The organism is Caballeronia calidae (assembly GCF_900044055.2).
GTDB classification, from domain to species: Bacteria; Pseudomonadota; Gammaproteobacteria; order Burkholderiales; family Burkholderiaceae; genus Caballeronia; species Caballeronia calidae.
The window spans coordinates 1-25,646 of record NZ_FCOX02000051.1; the positions used below are offsets into that span (position 1 = coordinate 1).

A 25,646-nucleotide genomic window follows, 5' to 3' on the forward strand; every position below is an offset into this window, starting at 1 on the left:
TCCACCTCGAAATTGGTGGACACCTATGCTCCTCGCTCCAGTCGATCACCGCCAGACGTCAAAGATGGACGGCTTACAATTATTCAGAAATCCCGTGGCGATGCCATCGTCGTTAGCACGATGGGTGCAATGAACGCCATGGATAAGATTTCATCTGACCCGCTCAACGTTGCCTGCGTCCCCCTAATGGGTGGAGCGGCCTCCTTGGGGCTGGGCCTGGCCTTGGCGCAACCAGAGCGGCCCGTCTTCGTGCTCGACGGAGACGCGAGTCTGTTGATGGAGCTGGGGGGCTTGGTAACCGTCGCACAAGCAGCACCGGGCAAATACGTCCACTTCCTCCTCAACAACAGCACTCAATTCTCGGGCCTTGGCAATCTCGACACACCGGGCGCCCAGAAGGTGGACTTCGTTGGCCTCGCCAGCTCGGCGGGCTATCGGGCGTCATTGCGTATTGACAACCCGGAGGATTTCGAGAGTCAGATTAGCTCTATTCTGAGCGGTCCGTCGCCGGCCTTCGTTGAGTTGGTGGTAACGAAGGAGGCGCCTACGCTGGGTACTTCCAAGCCTTCCGTGGAGATGACCGATGCGCGATTCACTCGCATGGGTGACGAACTGCGCCGCATTCGCAGTCATCTCGTCTGAAGGTAAACGGATTCCCGTGGCGGGGCGTTATGCCCGCTACGGAGCCATGGTTCACCGTATGGCACTGGACACATCGATCCGGTTCTGACCGAGCTACCTTTTGCGCCCCATTTGTAACGCTGCGGCGAGGAGAGGACGTCGAATCGTTGTCGCAGTGTGATGCGGCGCACGCTCCCTTCCGGCCGCGGTCTGCCATCCATCCCGTGAATCGGCGGCAAAGCTGAGCATGAAAAGCGTCGCGAAGGACGTGCAAAAACAACTAAACAAAGGCCCCGATTGGTCTGAGCAAACGCGACAAATTAGTCGCTACGAGGCTCTCCGCTTTGGAGAGCCTCGACTTCGAACGCTTCTTATTTTTTATCTGCGCGCGGGGAAGAGCCGTTCACGTTCTTGATTGATGAGCCCACTGGCAGAGGACCTTGAACGCTCAGCGAAAACTCGTAGTTTTCCGGGCGGATGTAGAACGAAGTGCGCTCCCTCAACACACCGTCGTTTCCAAAAGACTCGCGCTCCATGACGAGAAGGGGCGCCTTGGCAGATAGTCCCAACAAGTGTCCCACGGACGCGCCCGCCGAGCGCGCGCGAATGCGTACTTCCGCCTTCGTCACGGGCATGTTCAGGACATTCTCGAGCAGCACGTAAATGGGATTGCGATTCACCTGCTCCCAGGTCAGGCCGCTTGCCTCCGGCGGGAGTGTCGATACGACAAGGGCTATCGGTTCGTCGTCGACCAGGTACAGACGCTTCAGTTGGAAGCAATCGGCATCGGTCGCCCCGAACGCTTGTCTTACGGCCTCCGATGCAGATGCAGGCGTGAACTCGAGCAATTTCGTCTTCGGCTCGACGCCTTGCGCGATGAGCGCGTCGTAGAAGCCTCGCATCGGCTTTAGGTCATGCAAGAGCTTTTGCCGGGACACGAACGTGCCTTTGCCTTGTTTGCTGACAACGTAGCCTTCAGCCAGCAACTGCGCAATGGCCTGCCGGACTGTGACGCGGCTAACGCCAAAGCGGTGGGTGAGCTCGTTCTCCGCGGGCAGCTTGCTGTCGGTCGCGAAAACTCCCGAGTCGATGTCCGTGCGCAGCAAGTCGGCAATCTGCATATAGAGCGCCGTCGCGCTTTCGCGATTGAGAAGCGCCTCGCTAGCCATGGTTCGAGATCGATTTTCAGCGACTGCCGTAATGCCATTCTCGATCGACTCCGTTGCCGGAGGTGGTAGGGCCGTGCGTCGCCGCGAAGCACCGCGCTTTTCAGAGTTTCCCTGCATCAAGGTCCGTCCCAGAAAGGTCAAACGACACGCTTTTTCAGTTCAAAAAAGCATCTTCAGACTCAGATTCCAGCCCGAAGCGCTTTTTCGCTTGCACCGTGTCAGGCGCCATTGTATCAATATGGTAAGACATCTGCATACAAGTTGCAAATGCACAGCGCTCACCCAGACGCGAGCGAAATTAGGAGACACGGCAGCATGCAAACATTCGACTACGTCATCGTCGGCGCCGGCTCGGCCGGCTCTGTCCTTGCAAATCGGCTCAGCGAAAACGGCAAATTTACTGTATGCCTGCTGGAGGCTGGACCGAAAGACCGCTATCCGTGGATTCATATTCCCATCGGCTATGCGAAGACAATGCAGCACCCCAAGTACAACTGGCGGTTCTACACTGAGCCCGAACCGGAACTCGCGAACCGGAAAATCTATCAGCCGCGCGGTCGGACGCTGGGTGGTAGCAGTTCCATCAACGGCCTCATTTACATCCGTGGACAAAAGCGTGACTACGATGAGTGGCGCGACCTTGGAAATCCGGGCTGGGGTTGGAACGATGTTCTGCCGTACTTTCGGAAGCTTGAGACGAACGACTTGGGGGCCTCGGCAACCCGCGGTGACAGCGGACCGATGCATGCGACAAGCGTACCGCCTGAGCACGAACTGGTGGACGCGTTCATTGGTGCGTCGGAGAACCTTGGTGTGCCTCGCACCAATGATTTCAATGACGGGCGCCAAGAAGGCGTGGGCTATTTCCAGGTCAGTACGAAGAACGGCTTTCGTTGCTCGACAGCAGTTGGCTACCTGAAGCCGGCGAGAAGCCGCGCGAATCTCCACATAGAGACACTCGCGCAGGCAACGAAGGTTTTGTTCGAGGGAAAACGCGCGACTGGCGTCAGATACATCCGAGAGGGCCGCACGCTCGAAGTCAACGCTGCGCGCGAAGTCCTGTTGTGCGCCGGTGCTATCCAGTCACCGCAGCTGCTGCAATTGTCTGGTGTCGGCCCCGCGTCGCTGCTTTCCGAGTTTGGCATCAAGCCGGTTCACATCTGTCCGGGAGTCGGCGAGAACCTTCAGGATCACCTGCAGGTGCGACTGATGTACGAAGTAACGAAGCCGATTACAACCAATGACGCGGTCCGCAGCCTGACGGGACGTGCGAAGATGGGGCTGCAATGGCTTTTGCGCCGCAGCGGCCCGCTGGCAGTCGGTATCAATCACGGTGGAATGTTCTGCCGCGCGCTGCCGGAAGAAAATCCGACCCCTGACATTCAGTTCCACTTCGCGGCGCTGTCTGCTGATAGCACGGCAGGCGACGTTCATGATTTTCCTGGTTGCACTTACTCTATTTGCCAGCTCCGCCCTGAGTCGCGCGGCTTTGTCAGAATTCGCTCGCTCGAAGCTTTGGAAGCGCCTCGCATTCAATGCAACTACCTCTCGACTGAAACGGACCGACGCACGACTGTCGCCGGTGTGAAGTTCGCGCGCAAGGTTGCCGCGACTGAGCCGATGGCCTCATACATGAAGCGCGAATATCGACCCGGCCCGAACGTGCGCACGGACGACGAAATTCTGCAGTTCTGCCGGGAGTACGCGACCACGATTTTCCATCCTTCTGGGACGGCAAAGATGGGGCCGGCCGATGATCCGATGGCGGTGGTTGACGAGGAGTTGAAGGTCCGGGGCCTGGAGGGTTTGCGAGTGGTTGACTGCTCGATCATGCCGACGCTCATCTCCGGCAATACGAACATTCCAACGGTCATGATTGCGGAGAAGGCCGCCGACATGATTCTCAACGGCGAGCGCCGTCGCGCCGAGCCTTCTTACTTCGTCGACAAAGTGAAGATTAATAAACTCGGCAAACGAGAAGTGCACCAGAGTTGACTGGCTAATCAGTCGGTAAATCAGGGAGGTGCTGCAACGACGGCACCCCATTGAGCAGAACGCGGGCAATCGTGACTCGCGTCAGTCCTTTCATGAAGTGGAGACATCATGAATCCCAGCAAGCAAGCCCTTAGGCGTGTCGCAGCAGCCAGTGTCATCGGCGCCATCATTGAGTGGTATGACTTCTTCCTTTATGGGGTGGTCGCCAGCATCGTCATCAATAAACTCTATTTTCCGGTCGGTGACCCGGCGACTTCAACGCTGCTTGCCTACGCAACCTTCGCAGTTGGTTTCGTGGCGCGGCCGTTGGGCGGTGTCGTCTTCGGTCACTTTGGTGACAGAGTCGGCAGAAAGAGCATGCTGGTCATCACCTTGATGATTATGGGCATCTCCACCGTCGCAATCGGCTTGGTCCCGACATATGCCATGATTGGTTACTGGGCACCGGCACTGCTTCTCTTATTGCGCGTGATTCAGGGCATCGGTCTGGGCGGCGAATGGGGAGGAGCTGTGCTGATGGCATACGAGTACGCGCCCCCCGAGAGTAAGGGCTTTTATACGAGCCTGCCGCAAATCGGTCTGTCCGTCGGTGTGCTGTTGTCAGCAGCCATCATCGCGTCTCTCTCGGCCGTCTTGACCGACGCACAATTTATGGCTTGGGGATGGCGCCTTGCGTTCGGGCTTTCGTTTCTCTTTGTGATGTTCGGGCTGTGGGTCCGTCTCAACGTGATGGAAACGCCGGAGTTTGCGAAGGTCAAAAGCACCCACGGCGAGACGAAGGTGCCGTTCTTCGATATGTGCAAGCGCTTCCCGGGGAATATGCTCCTGGGTCTGGGTGCTCGTCACATTGACGGGGTGTTCTTTAATATCTTCAGCGTCTTCACCATCAGTTACCTGACGGGCCACATTGGCATCAGCCGGAACGAAGCCCTGGTTGGGGTGATGATCGGTGGCGTCGTGCTCACCATTTTCATCCCGATTTTCGGTCGCATTTCGGACTGGCTCGGTCGCCCGCGGCTGTACGCACTGGCTTCACTGATTACCGCAGCATCTGTCTATCCTGCTTTCTGGGTTTTCACGCACGCAGCTGGCAACACGATGTTGCTTTGGGCGGCAATCGCGATTCCCTACGGCATCTTTTATGCAGCAGTCTATGGCACGGTATCTGTTTTCTTGTGCGAGTTGTTTGACGCAAAGGTGCGCTACACCGGGATCTCGTTTGTCTATCAGTTCTCCAGCGTCACGGCAGGTGGTCTCACGCCGATTATCGCAACAGTTCTCGTAACACTCGCAGGTGGAAGCCCTTGGTTGGTTTGCGCCTATGTGGCCGGGTCGGGAGTCATGTCGTCTGTGTGTGCGGTCATCATCGGTCGCCGTGCCGCATTAGCAAATCGTGAGCATCAAAACGAGGAGAGCGTGAGCCGCCGTCGCCAGCTTTCGTAGATATTGCACGGTATTTAAAGTCCCGCTCCTCCTTAAATCCCCTCGAGTCGCGGAAAGAAGGGCACGGTTAGCTGGCCGTTGTCCTTCTCGTTCGCCTGTGCGACCGCATCTGTAGGCTCATTCGAAAATTGCGTCAATTTCCAGGAGCTTCTGTGTATCCCGAGCTATTTCTGTATATCAACGGCGAATTTATCGGTATCGATGGACAGCGCAAGTCTGAAAGCGTGACCAATCCGGCTTCGCGTGAGGTACTGGGACGTTTGCCTCACGCGAGCGCTGCAGACCTTGAACACGCTGTGGCTACGTCACAAGCGGCCTTCCTGAAATGGAAGAAGAGTTCGCCGCTCCAACGTTCGGAAATTTTGCGTCGTGCTGCAGTGATCGCTCGGGACCGTGCTGACGAAATCGCGAAAGCGATTACGTTGGACCAAGGTAAGCCTTTGGCGGAGGCGCGCGCTGAGGTCATCACATGCGCAGACCACGCCGATTGGCACGCAGAAGAGTGCCGTCGCATCTACGGACGGGTCATTCCTTCGCGCGATTCCGCTGTTCGGCAGGTGGTCGTGCGTGAACCTGTCGGGGTTTGTGCCGCGTTCACGCCGTGGAATTTCCCGTTCAACCAGGCGATCAGGAAAATCTCGGCCGCAATCGGTGCGGGTTGCACGATTATCCTGAAAGGTCCGGAGGATTCGCCCAGTGCGGTCGTAGCGCTGGCAAGGCTCTTTCACGATGCTGGATTACCCCCCGGAGTGTTAAACGTCGTGTGGGGCGTACCGCATGAAGTCTCCGACTACCTTATCAAGCATCCGTTGGTCCGAAAGGTGTCATTCACCGGCTCCGTCGATGTAGGTAAGAAGCTTGCCGCGCTTGCCGGACTTCACATGAAGCGTGTGACGATGGAACTCGGAGGTCACGCCCCCGTGGTTGTCTGTGACGATGCCGACGTAGATTCGGCCGTACAGACAACGATGCGGATGAAGCTGCGAAATGCGGGTCAAGTGTGCGTGGCCCCCACGCGGCTGTTCGTTCAATCTGGCATATACGACACGTTTCGCGACCAGATGGTCGCCGCCTTCGAGACGACCAAGCTCGGTCCCGGCATCGATGCAGCGACCACGATGGGGCCTCTCGCCCATGAGCGACGTGTTTCCGAAATGGAGAGGTTTGTTGCAGACGCGAAATCGAGGGGGGGCAACATCCTAACAGGTGGATTCGCACCAGACCTCGGAGGGAGCTTTTTCGCACCGACTTTGGTCGACAATCTCGATGACAGTGCGGACCTGATGCGGTTGGAGCCCTTTGGACCGATCGCGCCGCTCGCGAAATTCGACACCCTGGAAGAGGTCATCGTCCGAGCCAACAGCCTGCCGTTTGGACTTGCCGCATTTGCGTTCACCGAAGGTGCCAAATCGGCTCACCGCCTCGCGACCGAGCTCGAAGCAGGCATGGTGAATATCAATCACGCAGGTATGGCACTCCCCGAGACACCGTTTGGCGGCATCAAGGATAGCGGTATGGGTAGCGAGGGTGGCATGGAAACGTTCGACGGCTACCTTACGACGAAATTTGTCACCCAAATCTAGCCGCGGATTTCGCTTACACGTCTGCGAGGAATCGTCCTTCATGTTGATAAGCCCTGGCCCGTGCCAGGGCTTCGGCTGCCCGGTTCGTTCTGATCGAAGGAGATATTCGATGGAAAACGCGTTCAACCCTGCGCTGGTGCAGTTCTATGTCGATCGTTGTCTCGCACTCGGCACGCGGAACCAGGCGGGCGAGGATGTTTCCGAGACCCTTAAGGAAACTGTCGACGAGGCGTTTGCGCATTTCGACAATCGAGGCGTAGCGACGCCTGTCGAACATAAGCGGCGATTCGCTGTTCAACTTCGCACCATCGCTGGCCTCCTCGGCCAGTCCATGCCTCTGCAGGCCAAGATTCTCATGGACGCATACGTGCGCGCATCCGCCAAATTGACGCAAACCTGAACTCGCCTGCGCTCAGGACCTCGCACACGACTCAACATCATGAGAATCTTGATAGCAGAAGACGATACTGTCATCGCTGATGCGCTCGTGCGAGCGCTACGTCAAAATGGTTACGCGGTCGATTGGGTCGCCTGCGGGAGTGATGCGGACACCGCATTAGCGTCTGTCGAGACGTTCGACCTGCTCATTCTGGATATTGGACTTCCCAAGATGTCCGGCTTGCAGGTCTTGACACGGTTGCGTAACCGGAACTCACATCTTCCGGTGTTGATTCTCAGCGCCGCGGAGAGCACTGAAAGTCGCGTTCGAGGTCTGGATCTCGGCGCTGATGACTTCGTGGCGAAACCCTTCGCATTGGATGAGCTTATGGCACGGGTGCGCGCCCTCACTCGAAGGGGTGTTGGAGGCGGTCCGTCATTAGTCAGGATTGGCTTGCTCGCGTTCGACACAGTCGGACGGGTGGCCAGGGTGAACGATCACGTGCTCGCTTTGTCTTCACGTGAGGTTGAAATTCTCGAAATCTTGATTCAGCGAATTGGACGTCTCGTATCGAAGGACCAACTCATAAGTCACCTATGCGGTTGGGGAGAGGACGTCAGTCCGAACGCTATCGAAGTCTATATGCACCGTTTGCGTAACAAGCTCAAAGGGAGCGGCGCAAAGGTCGTTACGCTAAGAGGCCTGGGTTACTGCCTCGAGGCCGATACAGCAGACATTGCTGCCTGCACCGAGCATGGCAGCCGCGCCAAGTTCGATGCGATGACACAGTCGGCATCTTGAGCCATCGCACCGGACCGACTTTTCCAAGTGCGGCGCGTTGAAGCGATCTAGCTCAGGCGAGTTCTCATTCTTGCCGGTCTATCGAGTCCTCACGGGCATGTGATGGCACCGACTCGTCGGACAATCCCGCGAAAACCTTGTCTTTTTCCTTTCCGACGACGCGCCGGTGAGGTTACGCAGTGCCTCCCGCTTCTTTCTTGCCTCACCCATAGGTGGATTCCCTGAATTCGCCGTGCTTTCCCTTGACCCCCTCCACCGCTGGTGACACGATTCAATGTGCCATTAATTGGAACGCGTGTCCCATAAATCAGGACGCAAAAATGGATGTCGCCGCGGGCGGGAAAGATTGGACCTAGAGCGCGAGGCACCGGAGACAACGAATCAGGCGAGGCTACTCATGCAGACATATGACTACATCGTGGTTGGTGCGGGATCGGCGGGGTGCGTACTAGCGAACCGGTTGAGCGAATCGGGCAAGCATTCGGTACTGCTGCTGGAAGGCGGCCCGGTCGATGATTCGTTTTGGTTGCGCATGCCGCTCGGCTATGGCAAGACGATTTACGAAACGCAATTTGCCCGGCACTTCTATACCGACCCCGAGCCCACGATGGGCAATCGCGAGATATTCTGGCCGCGCGGCGTCGTGCTCGGCGGATCGAGCTCGATCAACGGGCTGATCTTCATTCGCGGTCAGCACGAGGACTACGACGCCTGGGCAGATGCAGGTTGCACGGGCTGGAGCTTCAAGGACGTGTTGCCGTATTTCCGCAAATCGGAGCACAACACGCGTGGCGAAAGCACCTGGCACGGGGCGAACGGCCCGCTCTGGTGCTCGGACATCAACGAGCGTTTCGAGCTGATGGAAGCATTCTTCGATGCAGGGGCGGAACTCGGCATCCCGCGCAATCCCGACTTCAACGGCGCACAACAGGAAGGCTGCGGCTATTACCAGATGTTCATCAAGGAAGGGAAGCGCTGCAGCACCGCAGTGGCTTATCTGCGTCCGGCGATGAACCGCGCCAATCTGCGCGTGGAGACGCAGGCTCACGTCGAGCGTGTGGTATTCGAGGGCAAGCGCGCGAGCGGTGTGGAGTTCACGCAGAATGGCGCGAAGTTCCATATCGCGGCGCGGCGCGAGGTGATTCTGTCGGCGGGCGCGCTGCAAAGCCCGCAGCTTCTCCAACTGTCGGGCATCGGCGCGGCAGGGCTGCTGCGCAGGCATGGCATCGATCTGGTGAGCGATCTTCCTGGCGTCGGCGAAAACCTGCAGGATCATCTCCAGTTGCGCTCGATCTATCGCGTCACGAAACCCATCACGATCAACGACGGCATGCGCACGAAGGCGGGCCGCCTCGGACTCGGCCTGAACTATCTGCTGCGCAAGCGCGGACCGCTCGCCTACACTGCGACGCCCGGCGGCATGTTTGCGCGCGTGCTGCCGGAATCGAAGACGCCCGACGTACAGTTTCATTTCGGCGCGATCTCGGCAGAAAAAACGCGCACCGATCCGCACAAATTCTCCGGATGCACATTCTCGGTGTGCCAGTTGCGGCCCGAATCACGCGGCCGGCTCGCGATCAAATCTGCGGATTCGCGCGAGTCGCCTTCCATTGTCGCGAACTACCTCACGGCGGAAGTAGATCAGCGATGCGCGATCGAAGGGCTGCGCCTCATCCAGCGGCTCGCCGACACGCGGGCCATGAAGCCGTATCTGCGCGACACGTTCTCGCCGAAGGCGCCACTGGCGACGGATGACGAACTGCTCGCGTTCGCGCGCGAAACCGGCGGCACGATCTTCCATCCGTCCGGCACCTGCAAGATGGGCGTTGACGACATGTCCGTGGTCGATCCCGAACTGCGTGTCCGAGGCGTGGGCGGGCTGCGCGTGGTCGATTGCTCGATCATGCCCCTGCTGGTGTCGGGCAACACGAATTCCCCGACGGTGATGATCGCGGAAAAGGCCGCAGATATGATTCTGGCCGCCGCGTCGCGCGGCGATGCATCTTCGGTTGGATTTGACAACGACGTCGAGCGCTCCACTGCCACGATGTCCTGAAGTCGCACATCGAAAACGCCGGCCCCGACGATGAGTCGGGCCGGCGTAGCAACTGCGACAGCACAATCCGCTCGTCACGCGACGCGCGCCATTCCCGCCTCCCTGATCGACGCCGCGAGCGCCTGCGCTTGTCCACCCGCGAGGCGCGCATTGATATCCATCGACGTGGTCCAGAAGTAGGCGCCTGTCGCGAGACTGCCGATCAGTGAGACACGCCGTTCTACGACGCCGCGCGCCGTTACGAGACAGCCGGTATCGAACTCAAGCGCGACGCCGCCGGCGGCATCTTCTCGGGCGAGGCCACGCTGCACCAGCATGCGTATCAACGGGTCGCGTGTCTCGCGAATCGACGTGCTGAAGCTCGTCGCGTTGACGACCCAGTCGCATTCGAGCGTGTCGAAGCCGCCGGCGTTGCGCGAGCGGCGCACATTGAACGGTCCGTCCTTGCACGGACGATAAAGCCCCGCGAAGCCATCGACGATCGACAACTGACCGGAGGCGAGCCGCTCGTGAATCTGCTCGGCGTTGCGCAGCGGAAAGGTCGCGCGGCGCGCCATCCAGAGTGAGCGGAAGTCGCGCAGAAAGCGCTGCCGCTCGAGGTCGCCGAGCGCGTGCCACAAATGCTCGATGCACTCGTTCGTCGATGCCGCGACGGCCTGCCACAGCCGTGGCCCCGAACGTGCGCGCGCGAGCTCGTCGGTGAGCGCGGCGAGCGCATCGCCGTCGCGCAGGCCGATGACATCGGCGGGATCATATGCGCCGCCGGCGGCGACGAGCGCGCTGTGCAACATCGCGCCGAGCGCTTCGAGCGTTGCCCCGTCTTCGCCTTCGAGCACGCTATCGAGCGCAGCCGGACACAACGCAGTCAGCGACAAAGACGGGTTGTGCGGACTTTTGACGGACGGCAGACGGCCGTTGCGCGACACTGCAACGATCCGTCCACGATGGCCGCCGCGAGCAAGCGCGACGATCGCGTCGACGGCGCTCAGGCTCGTCCCGACGATGCACACGCTATCGTCACGCCCGATCCGCGACGTGAGTTCGCTGACGGGATAGGGCGAGTTGAAATAGCGTGCGTCGCCGTGCAGATCCGCGAACGCGACGGACGGCAGATTGCCGTTGCATAGCACGACGCGCTGCGCGACATAACCGTTGCCGGACTCCGTGACGACGCGCACAGTCGTCCCGGATGCAGGCGCTTCGATATCGCAGACGCGCGCGCGCACGTGTTCGAGCGCCACGCCGAGCTCGCGCGCCTTGCGCTGACAGCGGCGGTAGACGTCACGCAGATAGGCGCCGAACAACGGACGCGGAAAGACGTCTTTGGGGTCGATCTCGCTCACGCCGAAGCTGGCGAGGTAGCTAGCCGAACGCGCGCGCAGCCATCGCACGAAGTCGTCTCGCTCGTTCGCGATCGCCGACATCGAGCTGGCGGGAATGTTGAGCAGATTGCTGTTCGCGTCGGTCTGATAAGCCTGGCCGGGACCGATGCTTTCGGAGGGCTCGAATACGAGCACGCGCAACGTGTGCCTCGGCGGCAACTCCAGCGCATGCAGCAACTGATACACAAACGACGTGGCGACCGAGCCGCCGCCGATGACGGCGATCGTCGAAATGGTTTCGTTCATCACAGGCTCCACGGAGTGCGGCAATACAAGGCGGACGGCGCGGCGCGCGAGATCGCGCCGCGCCCGATAGTGCATCAATCAGGTTTGCGTGACGAACTTCGTGTTCAGGTAGCCATCGAAGGTTTCCATGCCGCCTTCGCTGCCGAAGCCGCTGTCCTTGATGCCGCCGAAGGGCGTTTCCGGCAGCGCCATGCCCGAATGATTGATGTTGACCATGCCCGCTTCGAGTTCGGTCGCGAGCCGATGCGCGGTCTTCGCGTTTTCTGTGAACGCGTAAGAAGCGAGGCCGAAGGGCAAGCTGTTCGCGCGTTGCAGGACTTCGTCGAGGCTTTTGAAACGCGCGAGCGGCGCGATGGGACCGAACGGTTCGTGCGTCATCAGTTTCGCGTCGTCCGCAAGGCCGGCGACGAGCGTGGGCGCGAAGAAGCTGCCGCCCAGATCGGGTGCGTAGCCGCCGGTCAGGACGCTGCCGCCGCGCGCTTTCGCATCGTCGACGAAACCTTGCATTTCGGTCACGCGGCGATCGTGCGCGAGCGGGCCCATCGCGGTATCCGCGTCCATGCCGGCGCCGATCTTCACGCTTTCGAACGCAGCCACCATGCGATCGCGGAAGGCATCGAAGACCGCGTCGTGCACGAACAGACGCGTCGGCGCGACGCATACCTGGCCCGCGTTTCGCAGCTTGGCCTTCATCGTGACGAGCACGGCTGCGTCGAGGTCCGCGTCCTCGCACACGATCACGGGCGCGTGGCCGCCCAGTTCCATCGTCATGCGCTTCATGTGTGCGCTCGCCAGCGACGCCAGCTTCTTGCCCACCTCGACGGAACCGGTGAAAGAAATCTTGCGCACCGCGGGGTTCGCGATCAGGTGGCCGGATACTTCATGCGGCACGCCCCATACGATGTTCAGGACCCCGGGGGGAAGACCGGCATCATGAAACAGATGCGCCAGCGCAACCACCGCGCTCGGCGCATCCTCGGGCCCCTTGAGAACGATTGTGCAACCCGCGCCCACCGCTGCCACGATCTTGCGAATGGCCTGATTGAACGGGAAATTCCACGGGGTGAAGGCGGCACAGACACCGATCGGCTCGCGCAACACCATCTGCCGCACCGCCGGATCGCGCGACGGGATGACCCGTCCATAGATGCGACGGCATTCTTCGGCATGCCAGTCGGCGTGGTCCGCGCATCCGATCACTTCGGTTTTCGCCTCCGCGAGCGGCTTGCCCTGATCGAGCGTCAGCGCGCGAGCGATGTCATCGGCGCGTTCGCGAGCCAGAGCGCCGACGCGCCGCAGAATCTCCGAGCGCAACATGGGCGAACTCTTCTTCCACGACGCGAACGCCTTCTGCGCGGACGCCACCGCGTGATCGAGATCCTGCGGGCTCGCGTGGGGCAGGCGACCCAGAACCTCTCGCGTGGCGGGATTGATGACTTCCTCTGACCGGCGCGCACCGCTCGCGCCGATGAATTCGCCATTGATGTAGAGGAATAGTTCGGGGTACATGCGCGGCTCCTGAGTTTAAGAGATTGACTGGTTTATCGTCCTAAATTGCAGGACTTCACTCCCATTAAACGAAATGATCGCGCTTTGCACGCCGTGCTGTCAAGGCGAGTCGATGTCCGGTCGACGCGTGTGGTGCTCGGGATTTCCCGCAATGCGGGTTATTTCGCTTGCGGATTGCGCAGCCTGGTGCCAGCATGATCAAAACGCATATTGCGACATATGTCCTAAAGGATAGGACGGAAAATCAAAGTTGTTGTGTCGCAAAGCCGGGAAAGACTGGTCATTTCAAGAACGTCTGGAGACAACGATGAAATCTGCCATTCCCTTGTCACCCGATGACGCGCTGTTTCGCAAGATCACGCGGCGCATCGTCCCGTTTCTTTTCGTGTGTTACGTCATCAATTTCATCGATCGGGTGAATATTGGCTTCGCGAAGCTGCAGTTTCTGCAGGACCTGAAGCTGAACGACGCGGTTTATGGCATGGCCGCAGGCATCTTTTTCGTGAGCTATATGGCGTTCGAGGTGCCGAGCAACCTCATGCTCGCCCGCATCGGTGTGCGCAAGACACTTATGCGGATCATGTTTCTATGGGGCCTGTTTACCGTGATGCTGATGTTCACGAAGAGTGCGACGATGCTCTACGTGCTGCGTTTTCTGCTCGGCGCGGCGGAGGCAGGCTTCTTTCCCGGCATCATCCTGTACCTGACCTACTGGTTCCCCGATGCGCGGCGCGGGCGGGTGACGTCGCTCTTCGTCATTGCCATTCCGCTCGCAGGCGTCATTGGCGGGCCGCTCTCGGGCGGCATCATGAGTCATTTCGATACCGCCATGGGTTTGCGTGGCTGGCAATGGCTGTTTCTGATCGAAGGCGTGCCCGCGATGATGCTCGGCATCATGGCGCTGTTCTTTCTCGACGATCATCCGAAAGACGCGAAGTGGCTGACGCCCGCTGAACGGACGCGCGTGATGGCCGCGCTCGCCGCCGACAGCACCAATGGCGCAAAGGAAGGCGCGCACGGCAGCATGCGCGACGCATTGCGCAATCCTCGTCTCTATCTGCTCGCGTTCATCTACTTCACGATCTTCATGGGGCTCAATGCAGTCAGCTTCTGGATCCCGAGCATCATCCGGCAAGCCGGTGTGCAGAACATCGGCACGATCGGACTGATCAGTGGCGGCATCTCGGTTTGCACGGCGATCGGCACGCTGCTCGCTGGCTACAGTTCGGACCGGCACGGCGAACGTCGCTGGCACGTCGCAGGGTCGGGATTCGCGGTGGCGGCGGCGTTCCTGCTGCTTCCGGCGGCTGCGGGCAGCATCCCGTTGACCGTGTGCTGCCTTGCGGTGGCGTCGGTCGGTTTGTATGCCAACCTCGCCACTTTCTGGACGATTCCGCCGACCTATCTGCGAGGCGATTCCGCCGCCGGCGGGATTGCGATGATCACCGCGCTGGGTGCAATCGGTGGCGTGTTGAGCCCGAACATCGTCGGCATGCTCAAGGAAGCGACCGGAAGCCTATACAGCGGGCTCGCCGTGATTGCCTCGATCATCATCATCGGCATGATCACGCTGCTCTGCGCGCTGCCGTCACCGCAACGCGAAGCGGCTCGCGCTGCGCGTATGTCGGCGATGAAGTAGCGTGTCCGCGCCAGGAGCGTCCATGCAGATCGCCAATCAAATGGTATGGATCGAAGGCGGCATCTTCAGGATGGGCAGCGAGAAGCATCATCCCGAAGAAGCGCCCGTCCGACGCGTGCGCGTCGACGGATTCTGGATCGATCCGACACCCGTGACCAATGCGGCGTTCGCCGCGTTCGTCGACGCGACCGGCTATGTCACCGTGGCCGAGCGCGTCCCCGATCCCGCGCTTTATCCCGGCGCCGAGGCCAGTGCGTTGACGCCCGGCGCGCTCACCTTTCATCAACCGCCGGGTCCGGTCGACCGATACGATCCTTACGCGTGGTGGCGTTATACGCAAGGTGCCTCGTGGCGCAGCCCCTGTGGCGGCGCGAGCGGCATCGACGCGCTGGGCGATCATCCCGTCGTCCATGTCTCGTTCGAAGACGCGGCCGCCTATGCGCGATGGGCAGGCAAGGACCTGCCGACTGAAGCCGAGTGGGAATACGCGGCGCGCGGCGGGCTGGATCAGGCAGCGTTTGTCTGGGGCGACGACTTCATGCCGGAAGGCCGCATGATGGCCAATACGTGGCAAGGCGAATTCCCGTGGCAGAACCTTGCGCTCGACGGCTACGAGCGCACCTCGCCGGTCGGCGTGTTTCCACCCAACGGCTACGGATTGCACGACATGGCGGGCAATGTCTGGGAGTGGACCGAAGACTGGTACGTCGATCAGCCGCGCGCGCATTCGAAGCCCTGTTGTGTCGTCGGCAATCCTCGAGGGCCGGCGGCCGCAGCGAGTTTCGATCCGTCGCAACCCAATATTCCCATTCCCCGCAAGGTTGTGAAGGGCGGCTCGTTTCTGTGCGCGCCGTCTTACTGCGACCGTTATCGCCCGTCCGCGCGCCAGCCGCAAATGATCGATACCGCGTCATGCCACATTGGCTTTCGCTGTGTCGTGCGCGGCGCCGCAGTTATTGAACTCAAGGAGATCTAGATGGCAGAACGCAAAGCCTCAGACCGCAGTTCGCTTCCATTACCGGAGGAGCCGTTCGATGGAAAGGTCGGCAAGACCTGGGCCGATTCGAAGCAAAGCTTCCCGCAGCCTGTCAAGCCGCCAGCGGGCGCGCCGAACGTCGTGCTGATCCTGCTCGACGACGTCGGCTTCGGACATCCGAGCACCTTTGGCGGCCCCGTCGCGATGCCCACGCTCGATCGCCTCGCCACGCGCGGGCTGCGTTACAACCGCTTCCACACGACGGCGATGTGCACGCCAACGCGCGCCGCGCTCCTGACGGGGCGCAATCATCACAGCGTGGCGAACGGCGCGATCACCAATCTGGCGACAGGCTTTCCCGGCTACAACTCGATGTGGCCGCGCGATTCCGCATGCATTGCCGAGACCTTGCGCGCCAACGGCTACGCGACCGCCGCGCTCGGCAAGTGGCACAACACGCCCGAATGGGAAACGAGCCCGGTCGGACCGTTCGACCGCTGGCCGACAGGCCTCGGCTTCGAGTACTTCTACGGCTTTCTCGGCGCGGACGCGAACCAGTGGGATCCCGTGCTCGTGGAGAACACGCGGCCCGTGGTCCGGCGCGAGACGAAGAAAAAGGAACTGCATCTCGACGAAGACCTCGCCGATCACGCGATCTCGTGGATCAGGCTGCAACGCTCGGTGAATCCGGACCGGCCGTTCTTTCTGTACATCGCGCCGGGCACCGCGCATTCCCCGCATCACGCGCCGAAAGAATGGATCGAGCGCTATCGCGGTGCGTTCGATCACGGCTGGGACGAGCAGCGCAAGCGCACTTTCGAGCGGCAGCGCGAGCTCGGCGTCATTCCGCCCGATGCGCAACTCACGCCGCGCCCCGCCGAGATTCCCGCGTGGGGCGAATCGACCGATGACGAAAAGCGTCTCGGCGCACGGCTCATGGAAGCGTTCGCGGGCGCATTGTCGCATTGCGATCACCAGATCGGCCGCGTGATGGACGAACTGGCCGCGCAGGGTATCGATGACGATACGATGGTCATCTTCATCGCGGGCGACAACGGCCCGAGCGCTGAGGGCACGCTCAAGGGGCAGGTCAACAAGTGGGGCAATCTCAACGGCATGCCGCAGACGCTCGCCGAGCAGCTCGCGCGCATCGACGATATCGGCGGGCCGATGAGCTACACGAACTATCCGGTCGGCTGGGCGTGGGCCGGTTCCGCGCCGATGCAATGGGTCAAGCAGATCGCCTCGCACTTCGGCGGCACGCGCAACGGCATGGTGATGTCATGGCCCAAGCGCATCGCGGATCTCGGCGCATTGCGCGAACAGTTCCATCATTGCATCGACATCGTGCCGACAATACTCGAAGCCGCCGGCATTCCGATGCCCGAATCGGTGAACGGCGTCGGACAGAAGCCGATGGAAGGCGTATCGATGTCGTACAGCTTCAAGGAGCGCGATGCGGCATCGAAACGCCGAACGCAGTATTTTGAGCTGCTCGGCAACCGCGCGATCTATCACGAAGGCTGGGTCGCGGGCGCGCGTCATCGCGGGCGGCTGCCGTGGCAGATCGGCGGCGGCGGCGCGACGGGCGAGTTCGATTCGGACCCTTGGGAGCTGTATCACGTTGACGTCGATTTTTCGCAGGCTCGCGATCTCGCGGCCGAGCATCCGGAGAAGCTGCGCGAATTGCAGCAATTGTGGTGGGCCGAAGCGGAGCAACATAACGTGCTGCCGCTCGACGACCGCTACGGCGAGCGGTATCACCAGGGTCCGGCGCTTGCGCGGGGGCGTACGCACTTCGTCTATCACCAGGGCGTATACGGCATTCCCGAAGGCAGTGCGCCGAACCTGAAGGGACGCTCGCATCGCATCGAGGTCGAGCTGACGATGCCGGAAGAGGGCGCCTCGGGCATGCTCGTGACAGCCGGCGGACGCTTCGGTGGATACGCGCTGTACGTGAAGGATGGTCGCCTTTATTACGTGCACAACGTATCGGGTCTGGAGCGGCATACGGTCGTCTCCGATCGACCGCTCATGCCGGGGCGACAGCGCGTTCGCATGACGTTCGGCGTCGAACGGCCGAAGCTCGGCGCGGGTGGCGAAGTGCGTCTCTCGATCGACGGCGAAGACGCTGGTCACGGCACGATCGCGCGCACTGTGCCGATCCAGTACTCATATACCGAGACGTTCGATATCGGGCTCGACACCGGCACGCCGGTCGATGAAACCTACGCGTGTCCGTTCGAGTTTCCCGGCGAGATCCACAGCGTGACCATCGACGTTCTGGACGATCTCGACGAGCACGACCGCAAGCAGGAAAAGCTCGCCGTGGAGAAGGCGCGGCACGAAAACGAATGACATGGTCATCGCAATGAAAAAGGGGGAACCGCGCGGTTCCCCCTTTTTATTTCGTCTCGGCCGGCTTCAGTTCGTTGTCTGCTTCTCTTCGTAATAACCATCGGCGACGCGCTTTGCGAGCGTCTTGCGATCGACCTTGCCGACCGCCGTTTCCGGCAGCGAATCGACGAACACCACGTCGTGCGGCACATAGATGCGCGAGAGCCGTTTCCTCACGGCATCCTGCACACGCTCGGCGTTCGTCGTATTGGCATCTTTCGCCACGACGAATGCAACCGGCACTTCGCCGAGATCCTTGTCCGCGCGTCCCACGACGCAGCACGCGAGCACATCGCCTTGCGCGACGATCACGCTTTCGATCAGCAACGGCGACAGGTTCTCGCCGCCGCGAATGATCACGTCCTTGATACGGCCCGTCACGTAGAGATAGCCATCGTCATCGAAGCGGCCTAGGTCGCCGGTGCGCAGCCATCCATCGGTGACGGTGCGGGCCGTGGCATCGTCCGCGCCGAGATAGCCGGTCATCAGGTTCGGGCCTGCGATGCAGATTTCACCCTCGACGTTGGGCGCGTGGCTCATCGAGCCGTCAGCGACGCGCAGACCTACCGTCTGTCCCGGCAGCACCTTGCCGACCGAGCCGATGCGTCGCGCAGTCGGCGGATTCAGCGTGCTCGTGCATGTCGCTTCCGAGAGGCCGTACGAGATCACCAGCGGACAGCCGAGCTTCGCTTCGACCTCGCGATGCAGCGCTTCGGTGATCGGCGCCGAGCCGCATCGCGCCATGCGCAGAGTCGCGAGCACATTGGCATCGAAGTGCTGCGGGAGCATGCGCGAGTACATCGTCGGCACGCCGGTAATGATGGTCGGCCTGAAGCGCGCGATCAGTTCGGGCATGTCTTCCGCGCGGAATCGCGGGCAGAACGCGATCTTCGAGCCGGCCAGCAGCGGCGCGAACAACTGATTGTTGACGCCGTTCGTGTGATAGATCGGCATCACGTGCAGCAGGCAGTCGTCGCTCGACAGCGCGCTTTGCTCGAGCACGCCGAGCGCGTTGTTCAGGAGCGCCGCCTGCGTGAGCTGCACCACTTTCGGACGGCCAGTGCTGCCGGAGGTGAAGAGCAGAAGCGCGGGACAATCGGGTGCGACATCGACGGGAGGAAAGTACGCCGCCTGCGTCAAGCGCGCGAAATCGAGCGTCGTGGTGGTTTCGGGAATCGAGAGCGATTCGACGAACGCAGCATTGTCGGCGTCATGCACGAGGAAACGCGCGCGCGTTTCGATCAGCCGTACGCCGACTTCCTCGGGCGCCAGTTTGGGTTCGAACACGCAGGGACACAGACCTGCGCGGATCGCCGCGAGCAGCAGTACCACGGCATCCAGCGAGCGGGACATGATGATTGCGACGACATCGCCTGGTTGCGCATCGCGGCCCGAGAGGTTGGCCGCGACGGAGCCTGTCTCGCGCGCGAGATCGGCGTATGTCAACGTCCTTGCGCCGTCGTTAAGCGCGGGAAGGTCCTGCACGCCGCGCGCGTGCCAGTACCGATCGAACGCTTGCGCTAATGTCGTCGGCTTCGCGTCGAGATTCAAAGCGGTGGATATCTTCACAGTCGTTACCTGAGTCGGATGGCAGCATCTCGTTCGAATTGCCCTTGCGGGTCCAGCGTGGCGAGCGCTTCCCGTTCGCGCGCGGTGGGTAGGGCGGTGGGCACGGCATCGATGGCATCGAACGAAAATCCGGTACGCTCGCGCACTTCCTCCAGGCTCGATTCCGGATGCCACGATTGAAGCGCGAGCTTGCCGTCGCGCTTCACGAACACGGCGATAGGCGTGACGACGCCATGCATGCCGCCCCACGACGTGACGAAGTCGAGCTTGTCGACGAGCGTTCGCTTCGAATGCTCGGTGCGCCATGTGCAGGCGCGCTTCGCCGTGGGAAGCATGACCGCACCGCCGCCGCCGCCGGGCAGACGCACCTTCGGATGCGACCAGTCACCGATGCACGAGTTGTTCGCGTTGCCTTCGCCATCGAGCTGCGCCGCGCCGAGGAACGTCAGGTCCATGCGGCCGCGCGTGCAGAGATCGTAGAAGTCTTCGTTGGCGAAAATCGACGCCGAGCCTTGGGCGAGCAGCGGATCGGAGCTGGAAATCGGAATCGAAGAGGGCGACGGATCGACGCCGCCCGCGACGTTGATATAGACGAAGTCCCAGTCATACGCGCGTTTCGCGAGCAGACACGCGAGCATCGGCGGCGTCGAATTCACGCCGCTGAACGTGATCTCGTCCGGACGGATGAAGCGCGCAAGGTTGGTGACGATATACGAGAAACCGCTCCAGTTTTCAGCCATTTTGACGTGCCTCCGGCGCCGCGTCGATATGACGGGCGAGTGCGTCCGCGCCGTCTTCCAGATACGCTTCGACCGCGGGATAGTCGATCGCATACGACGGCCAGCACGAGCCCGGCCATGCGCCGTTCTTGACGATCGCGTAGTTCTGCACCATGAAATGCGGCACGACGGTGAGTTCGGGCTGATCGGCGAAGTTCTCGTCGGACACTTCCTCCGCGACGACGAGCACGCTCTTCGATGCGCGGCTCATGATGCGGTCCCAGTGATACGTGCCCGCAATGCGCACGTTGCCGAGCCGGTCCACGCTCGATGCGTGAATCACCGCGAAGTCGGGCGATATCGCCGGAATGACGTAGGTCTGCTGGCCGCTGCCGTAGGGATCGTCGATGCACTTCCAGTCGTTGACGCGAACGAGTTCGCTGCCGTGCACGCCGCCGCACGGCATGAAGGGCACGCCGAACGCGGCCGCGCGCAAACCGGCGGTGAGCGTCGCGCACGCGTGCTCTTCGAGCTTCAACCGGCCTTGTTCGATCGCGCGCCTGTACCACGGCGCGAGCCCGAAATTTCCTTCCATCGCGACGATGCCGCAACGCGCGCGCGACGCGACGCCGGCGCGGCACAGAATATCGATGTCGTAACCCGGCGACTGCTTGATGATCTCGATGTCGCGCTTTTCCTGGCGAATCAGTTCGCGCACGAACGCGAACGGCCCGCGATGCAGGAAGCTGCCGCCCAGCCCCAGTGACGCGCCGTTCGGCACGAGCGCCACCAGTTCGGCGAGCGAGCGTTCCTTGTCCTTGCTGGCAAATCCCGAACTCATGTCGATGTCTCCTACGCCTTCTTCGACGAGGCCAGATACGCCTCGATGCGCTTGTGAATGCCGGGCACGGTTGCCGAGCGCACGAGCGCGGCGAGGTCCGTGTCGGCCTGCTCGGTGTCGAGCGCTCGGCGCAGCAGGGCGCGGCTTTGCGCAGGCAACGCACTCACGCGCGCCAGCGCTTCCTCGATCACCGTGATGTGTTCTTCCGGACCCGCAACGCGTTCGATGAAACCGTTCGCGCTCGCGTGCTCGACATCGAAGGTCGCGGCCGTTTCGAGTATGCGCTGCGCCTCGCGCGTGCCGACGATGCGCGCGAAACGCGCCGAGCCGAGCACCAGACCGAACTTCAACCCAGGCATGCGGAACGTCGAACCAGGCGCTGCGACGCGCAGGTTGCACGCCGCGATCAAGTCGACGCCCGCGCCGAAGTTCCGTCCATGCGCGAGCGCCACCGTGAAGCACGACGAACTCGCGATCCTGTTCAGCAAGGTCTCGATGCGGATGAAGCGCAGCACGAGATCGCCTTCGCTCTGTGCTTCCACTTCGCTCATGTCGAAGCCCGCGCTGAAGCATCGGCCTTCGCCCTGAAGCGTGATAAGCGGCGTGTGCGCGGCTTCGGCTTCATCGAATGCCTGAATCAGTTCTTCTACGATACTCGCGGACAGCGCATTCAGCTTGTCCGGCCGATTGAGCGTGATTGCCCAATGCGTCGATTGCCTGTCGATGATGATATTGCTCACGCCTCGACCTCCGACTTCTTCAGCAATTCGGCGTTGTGCTCGCCGAGACCCGGCGGCCGCATGCGGATTTCAGGCGTCTGCCCGGAGAATTTCACGGGTGATGCGAACGTCTTCGTCTGCACGCCGTTGGGCAATTCGAGCGGCTGTACCCATTCCATATGCGCGACTTGCGTGTCCGCAAGCACTTGCGAATACGTGTTGATCGGCGCGCACGGCACGCCCGCTTCGCGGAAGCGCGCGATCCAGTGCTCTGCATCATGATTCGCGAAGATCGCTTCGAGCGTGTCGCGCAGTTCGACCTGATGCTGCGCGCGCAGCGTAGTGGACGTGTAACGTGCATCGCCTTCGAGCTCGGGACGCCCGACGACGCCGCACACCGATTTCCACAGCGCGTTGTTGCCCGCCGCCATGCCGAAATACGTGTCGCGCGCCTTGAACGCCTGATAAGGCGCGTTGCGCGGATGCGCGGAGCCGAGCTTCTGCGGATCACGGCCCGTGCCGAAGTATTCCGACGTCTGCAGTGCCGCGATGGCGAGCGTGGCGCCGAGCATCGGCACATCGATATGCGTGCCTTCGCCCGTTTGCGCGACGCCGCGCAGCGCGGACACCACCGAGAACGCCGCATAAAGGCCCGCCGAGAAATCCGCGAGCGGCACGCCGCATTTGACCGGTGCGCCGTCGGGTTCGCCTGTGATGCTCATGATGCCGCTCATGGCCTGTACGGTCAGATCGAAGCCGCCTTCCTGCGAGCGCGGACCCGTTTGCCCATACGCGGAGATCGAGCAATAGACGATGCCGGGCTTCATCGCGCGGATGGCGTCGTAGCCGAGACCGAGACGGTTCATCACGCCGGGACGATTGTTCTCGATCAGGACATCGGCGGTATTGATGAGCGCCTTCGCCTGCTCGATGTCATCGGGATTTTTCAGATCGAGCGTGACCGAGCGCTTGTTGCGATTGAGCGAAGCGAAGTTCTCGCTGTAGCCGTCGGTGATCGGCGGCCACGCGCGCAGCGTATCGCCGCCCTGGGGATGCTCCACCTTGATGACGTCCGCGCCCATGTCCGCGAGCAGCATGCCGCAATACGGCCCCGCGGCGACATTGCAGAACTCGATGACCCTGATTCCCTGAAGCGGCTGATTCATTCAATTCCTCCGGCAGTCTGTTGGTACGCGGCGGCGCATTCGCCCGACCTCGCTTGCGACCATTGTGACGCGCCGACACATGCATGTAAACCAAAAATTGGAACTTGCATCCTATAAAATAGGATATGAGTCTCCGTGAAAACACCGATTCCGCGGTTCGGGGTCAGTGGCGTGCGGTTCGTCGCGCAGGCAACCGAAGCCTGCAAAGCCAGTATTTGCGAGCCTTCCGCCGATTGGCCCAGTGTAGAATGAGCTTTTAATCCTAATTTTTAGGACCATGGACAAGACGTTGCTCAAGGGCCTGATGTTGCTGGAGGCGCTCGCCGACCAGAACGGCAAGCCGGTCACGATTCCGGTGCTGGCGGAACAAGTCGGGCTCACGAAAAGCAATACGCATCGGACTTTGCAGACGCTCGCGCACGCGGGTTACGCGACTCGGGACGAGTCCACCGGCAACTATCGCAGCACATTCAAGCTGTTCGAGCTGGGCGCCAAGCAGATGGCGACCGTCGATGTGCGGCAGTTCGCGGCGACCCATATGCGCGCGCTGGCCGATCTGACGCAGGAGACGGTGCATCTGTCCATCCTTGATGGCGCCTCGGTTGTGTACGTCGACAAGATCGACAGCGCGCAGCCCGTGCGCGCCTATTCCGTGCTCGGCGGTCATGCGCCCGCGTATTGCGTCGCGACCGGTAAGATCCTTCTCGCGCATCAGAGCCAGGACTATCTGACGCGCTATCTGACTCGCCTTGAAGCGCATACGAAGGCGACCATCACGGATCTGCCCTCGCTCAAGGCCGAGCTCGCGCGCGCGGTCGCCAACGGCTACGCGCTGAATCGCGGGGAATGGCGCGAGAGCGTGGGCGGTGTCGCGGCGCCTATCTTTGATGCTTTCGGAGTCGTCGTTGCCGCTATCGGCATATCGGGACCGCTGGAGCGGCTGAGCGCCAAGCGCATGAAGGAACTTGCGCCGGCGGTTCAGGAAGCGGCATCGAAGATTTCGCGCGCGATGGGCTATCGGAGGTAAGGGAGCGGAAGCAGGCGCTGCTCGCGCCTACGTTCATGAAACGGCCGGCGCGGATGTTTCGCCTGTCGGCTGCTTGTCCGCACGCACGATCACGAGCGTCGCGAGCAGCGCGAACAATGCGCCCATCACGAGCCATGCGCCGGGCATCGCCTTGTTCGACGTCGTGTGGATCAGCATCGTGCAGATGGCCGGCGTGAAGCCGCCGAAGACGGCTTGCGAAAGGCTATATGCAAGCGAGAAACCCGTGCCGCGCACGTTGGCCGGAATGATCTCGGTCAGCGTAACGACGAGCGCCGCCTGATACGACGCGTACAGAAACGCGAATCCCACTTCCACCAGCAGAAGGCTCATGAACGATGGCGCCGCGACAAGCCAGGTCATCGCGGGCCACGCGACGATCGCGATCGTCAGCGACGCGCCGACGAGCAGCGGCTTGCGACCGATGCGATCGGACAACGCCGCCATTACGGGGATCATTACGAAGGTGGTGAGCGCCACACACGTCGTGACATAGAAGGTGTCGATCGATTTCAAGCCGAGTTCCGCGCGTCCGAAAGTCGGCGTGTACGCGGTGATCAGATAGAACATGATGCTGGTCAGGCTGACGAGCATCGTCGACCACAGAATGATGCGCCAGTTGAGCGCGAGCGACCTGAAGATTTCCCTGACGCTCTGCGGCTTCTGCGCCTTGAATACATGCGATTCCGTGACCGAGCGGCGAATCCAGAACAGCACCGGCACGATCGAGCAGCCGAGCAGGAACGGAATGCGCCAGCCCCACGCATCCATCTGCTCGTTGGTCAGCGTGAAGCGCAGCGCGACGCCGAGCACGGCCGCGAGCAACACGGAAACCTGCTGACTCGCCGACTGCCATGAAACATAGAAGCCACGTCGTCCCGGCGGCGCGACTTCCGACAGATACACCGACACGCCGCCCGATTCCGCGCCCGCGGAGAAGCCTTGCAGCAGGCGCCCGACGATCACCAGGACCGGCGCCAGCACGCCGATGCTCGCGTATGTCGGCGTGAGCGCGATCATCAAGACGCCGATCGACATGAGCGACAGCGTGAGGATGAGGCCCGCGCGCCGTCCGTGACGATCCATGTACGAGCCGAGCACGATCGCGCCGAGCGGGCGCGCCAGAAAGCCCATGCCGAACGTGGCGAGCGAGAGCATCAGCGAGATGAACTCGTTGTCGCTCGGAAACATGGCCTTCGCGATCGACGATGCATAAAAGCCGTAGACCATGAAGTCGTACATCTCGAGGAAGTTGCCGCTCACGACGCGCACGACGTTCGTGGCGCTCGCCTGTCCCTTTGCCTCGCTACTCATTGCGCCTCCGGGCTTCCGCCAGTGTTTCATTGAATCCTATAAAATAGGATGCAACATTCAAAATATGGTTTAGCGGA

The 25,646-nt window shown here is 61.4% G+C and carries 20 protein-coding genes; 11 read left to right on the forward strand and 9 right to left on the reverse strand.

Features of this window, described 5'->3' with window-relative positions; all coding sequences use genetic code 11:
* The coding region (locus AWB78_RS31565; protein ID WP_332460124.1) for a thiamine pyrophosphate-dependent enzyme at nucleotides 1-642 on the forward strand (642 nt) is incomplete at its 5' end.
* Between the two features lie 350 nt (nucleotides 643-992).
* Here AWB78_RS31565 and AWB78_RS31570 read toward each other — a convergent pair.
* Nucleotides 993-1,790 (reverse strand): GntR family transcriptional regulator, encoded by a 798-nt coding sequence (locus AWB78_RS31570; protein ID WP_062610557.1) that lies wholly within the window; start codon nucleotides 1,788-1,790, stop codon nucleotides 993-995.
* Between the two features lie 315 nt (nucleotides 1,791-2,105).
* Between AWB78_RS31570 and AWB78_RS31575 the strand changes: the two genes are divergently transcribed.
* From AWB78_RS31575 to AWB78_RS31600, 6 genes are all read left to right on the forward strand, one after another.
* Nucleotides 2,106-3,785 carry a GMC family oxidoreductase gene (locus AWB78_RS31575; protein ID WP_062610558.1) on the forward strand — a complete coding sequence of 560 codons (1,680 nt, stop codon included), beginning with the start codon at nucleotides 2,106-2,108 and terminating at the stop codon, nucleotides 3,783-3,785.
* A gap of 105 nt (nucleotides 3,786-3,890) precedes the next feature.
* Nucleotides 3,891-5,228, forward strand: a complete 1,338-nt coding sequence (locus tag AWB78_RS31580) for an MFS transporter (protein WP_198399393.1) — start codon at nucleotides 3,891-3,893, stop codon at nucleotides 5,226-5,228.
* Between the two features lie 152 nt (nucleotides 5,229-5,380).
* Nucleotides 5,381-6,811 (forward strand): NAD-dependent succinate-semialdehyde dehydrogenase, encoded by a 1,431-nt coding sequence (locus AWB78_RS31585; RefSeq protein ID WP_062610560.1) that lies wholly within the window; start codon nucleotides 5,381-5,383, stop codon nucleotides 6,809-6,811.
* 109 nt (nucleotides 6,812-6,920) lie between these two features.
* Nucleotides 6,921-7,211, forward strand: a complete 291-nt coding sequence (locus tag AWB78_RS31590; protein WP_062610561.1) for a hypothetical protein — start codon at nucleotides 6,921-6,923, stop codon at nucleotides 7,209-7,211.
* A gap of 39 nt (nucleotides 7,212-7,250) precedes the next feature.
* Nucleotides 7,251-7,991, forward strand: coding sequence for a response regulator transcription factor (locus AWB78_RS31595; protein WP_082883489.1), 741 nt, complete (start codon nucleotides 7,251-7,253; stop codon nucleotides 7,989-7,991).
* Nucleotides 7,992-8,388: 397 nt separating this feature from the next.
* A complete protein-coding gene (locus AWB78_RS31600) occupies nucleotides 8,389-10,047 on the forward strand; it encodes a GMC family oxidoreductase (protein ID WP_062610562.1) in 1,659 nt (552 codons plus the stop codon).
* A gap of 74 nt (nucleotides 10,048-10,121) precedes the next feature.
* Here the strand turns inward: AWB78_RS31600 and AWB78_RS31605 are convergent, their stop codons facing one another.
* Entirely contained in the window at nucleotides 10,122-11,675 is a 1,554-nt protein-coding gene (locus tag AWB78_RS31605; protein WP_157697680.1) for an FAD/NAD(P)-binding protein, read from the reverse strand.
* Nucleotides 11,676-11,753: 78 nt separating this feature from the next.
* Nucleotides 11,754-13,184, reverse strand: coding sequence for an NAD-dependent succinate-semialdehyde dehydrogenase (locus tag AWB78_RS31610; RefSeq protein WP_062610564.1), 1,431 nt, complete (start codon nucleotides 13,182-13,184; stop codon nucleotides 11,754-11,756).
* A gap of 307 nt (nucleotides 13,185-13,491) precedes the next feature.
* On the opposite strand from AWB78_RS31610, the gene AWB78_RS31615 reads away from it, so the two are divergent.
* The 3 genes from AWB78_RS31615 to AWB78_RS31625 are packed head-to-tail and all read left to right on the forward strand — an operon-like array spanning nucleotide 13,492 to nucleotide 18,157.
* Nucleotides 13,492-14,823: an MFS transporter gene (locus AWB78_RS31615; RefSeq protein ID WP_062610565.1), complete on the forward strand. Its 1,332-nt coding sequence runs from the start codon at nucleotides 13,492-13,494 to the stop codon at nucleotides 14,821-14,823.
* A 22-nt stretch (nucleotides 14,824-14,845) separates the two neighbouring features.
* Nucleotides 14,846-15,799, forward strand: coding sequence for a formylglycine-generating enzyme family protein (locus tag AWB78_RS31620; RefSeq protein ID WP_198399390.1), 954 nt, complete (start codon nucleotides 14,846-14,848; stop codon nucleotides 15,797-15,799).
* Nucleotides 15,800-18,157: an arylsulfatase gene (locus AWB78_RS31625; protein WP_063959055.1), complete on the forward strand. Its 2,358-nt coding sequence runs from the start codon at nucleotides 15,800-15,802 to the stop codon at nucleotides 18,155-18,157.
* 66 nt (nucleotides 18,158-18,223) lie between these two features.
* Here the strand turns inward: AWB78_RS31625 and AWB78_RS31630 are convergent, their stop codons facing one another.
* Genes AWB78_RS31630 through AWB78_RS31650 form a run of 5 tightly spaced genes read right to left on the reverse strand, consistent with a single transcriptional unit; the run spans nucleotide 18,224 to nucleotide 23,210 of the window.
* Nucleotides 18,224-19,765: a class I adenylate-forming enzyme family protein gene (locus tag AWB78_RS31630; protein WP_232477953.1), complete on the reverse strand. Its 1,542-nt coding sequence runs from the start codon at nucleotides 19,763-19,765 to the stop codon at nucleotides 18,224-18,226.
* 5 nt (nucleotides 19,766-19,770) lie between these two features.
* Nucleotides 19,771-20,505 (reverse strand): CoA-transferase subunit beta, encoded by a 735-nt coding sequence (locus AWB78_RS31635; RefSeq protein WP_062610566.1) that lies wholly within the window; start codon nucleotides 20,503-20,505, stop codon nucleotides 19,771-19,773.
* Nucleotides 20,498-21,325, reverse strand: coding sequence for a CoA transferase subunit A (locus tag AWB78_RS31640; protein WP_062610567.1), 828 nt, complete (start codon nucleotides 21,323-21,325; stop codon nucleotides 20,498-20,500). Before AWB78_RS31640 ends, AWB78_RS31635 begins: the two co-directional genes overlap by 8 nt.
* An 11-nt stretch (nucleotides 21,326-21,336) precedes the next feature.
* Nucleotides 21,337-22,065, reverse strand: a complete 729-nt coding sequence (locus AWB78_RS31645; protein WP_062610568.1) for an enoyl-CoA hydratase/isomerase family protein — start codon at nucleotides 22,063-22,065, stop codon at nucleotides 21,337-21,339.
* Entirely contained in the window at nucleotides 22,062-23,210 is a 1,149-nt protein-coding gene (locus tag AWB78_RS31650; RefSeq protein ID WP_062610569.1) for a CaiB/BaiF CoA transferase family protein, read from the reverse strand. Before AWB78_RS31650 ends, AWB78_RS31645 begins: the two co-directional genes overlap by 4 nt.
* Nucleotides 23,211-23,487: 277 nt before the next feature.
* Between AWB78_RS31650 and AWB78_RS31655 the strand changes: the two genes are divergently transcribed.
* Nucleotides 23,488-24,237 carry an IclR family transcriptional regulator gene (locus AWB78_RS31655; RefSeq protein WP_062610570.1) on the forward strand — a complete coding sequence of 250 codons (750 nt, stop codon included), beginning with the start codon at nucleotides 23,488-23,490 and terminating at the stop codon, nucleotides 24,235-24,237.
* Nucleotides 24,238-24,270: 33 nt separating this feature from the next.
* On the opposite strand, the gene AWB78_RS31660 is transcribed toward AWB78_RS31655, so the two are convergent.
* The gene (locus AWB78_RS31660; protein ID WP_062610571.1) at nucleotides 24,271-25,569 is read right to left on the reverse strand and encodes an MFS transporter; all 1,299 of its coding nucleotides are present in this window, start codon (nucleotides 25,567-25,569) and stop codon (nucleotides 24,271-24,273) included.
* Nucleotides 25,570-25,646 lie beyond the last annotated feature (77 nt).

Excerpts from the sequence above, each read along its gene's own strand:
- AWB78_RS31570 (WP_062610557.1), bottom strand. The coding sequence starts at position 1,790 with ATGGCTAGCGAGGCGCTTCTCAATCGCGAAAGCGCGACGGCGCTCTAT.
- AWB78_RS31575 (WP_062610558.1), top strand. The coding sequence starts at position 2,106 with ATGCAAACATTCGACTACGTCATCGTCGGCGCCGGCTCGGCCGGCTCT.
- AWB78_RS31590 (WP_062610561.1), top strand. The coding sequence starts at position 6,921 with ATGGAAAACGCGTTCAACCCTGCGCTGGTGCAGTTCTATGTCGATCGT.
- AWB78_RS31595 (WP_082883489.1), top strand. The coding sequence starts at position 7,251 with ATGAGAATCTTGATAGCAGAAGACGATACTGTCATCGCTGATGCGCTC.
- AWB78_RS31600 (WP_062610562.1), top strand. The coding sequence starts at position 8,389 with ATGCAGACATATGACTACATCGTGGTTGGTGCGGGATCGGCGGGGTGC.
- AWB78_RS31605 (WP_157697680.1), bottom strand. The coding sequence starts at position 11,675 with ATGAACGAAACCATTTCGACGATCGCCGTCATCGGCGGCGGCTCGGTC.
- AWB78_RS31610 (WP_062610564.1), bottom strand. The coding sequence starts at position 13,184 with ATGTACCCCGAACTATTCCTCTACATCAATGGCGAATTCATCGGCGCG.
- AWB78_RS31615 (WP_062610565.1), top strand. The coding sequence starts at position 13,492 with ATGAAATCTGCCATTCCCTTGTCACCCGATGACGCGCTGTTTCGCAAG.
- AWB78_RS31620 (WP_198399390.1), top strand. The coding sequence starts at position 14,846 with ATGCAGATCGCCAATCAAATGGTATGGATCGAAGGCGGCATCTTCAGG.
- AWB78_RS31625 (WP_063959055.1), top strand. The coding sequence starts at position 15,800 with ATGGCAGAACGCAAAGCCTCAGACCGCAGTTCGCTTCCATTACCGGAG.
- AWB78_RS31635 (WP_062610566.1), bottom strand. The coding sequence starts at position 20,505 with ATGGCTGAAAACTGGAGCGGTTTCTCGTATATCGTCACCAACCTTGCG.
- AWB78_RS31640 (WP_062610567.1), bottom strand. The coding sequence starts at position 21,325 with ATGAGTTCGGGATTTGCCAGCAAGGACAAGGAACGCTCGCTCGCCGAA.
- AWB78_RS31650 (WP_062610569.1), bottom strand. The coding sequence starts at position 23,210 with ATGAATCAGCCGCTTCAGGGAATCAGGGTCATCGAGTTCTGCAATGTC.
- AWB78_RS31655 (WP_062610570.1), top strand. The coding sequence starts at position 23,488 with ATGGACAAGACGTTGCTCAAGGGCCTGATGTTGCTGGAGGCGCTCGCC.
- AWB78_RS31660 (WP_062610571.1), bottom strand. The coding sequence starts at position 25,569 with ATGAGTAGCGAGGCAAAGGGACAGGCGAGCGCCACGAACGTCGTGCGC.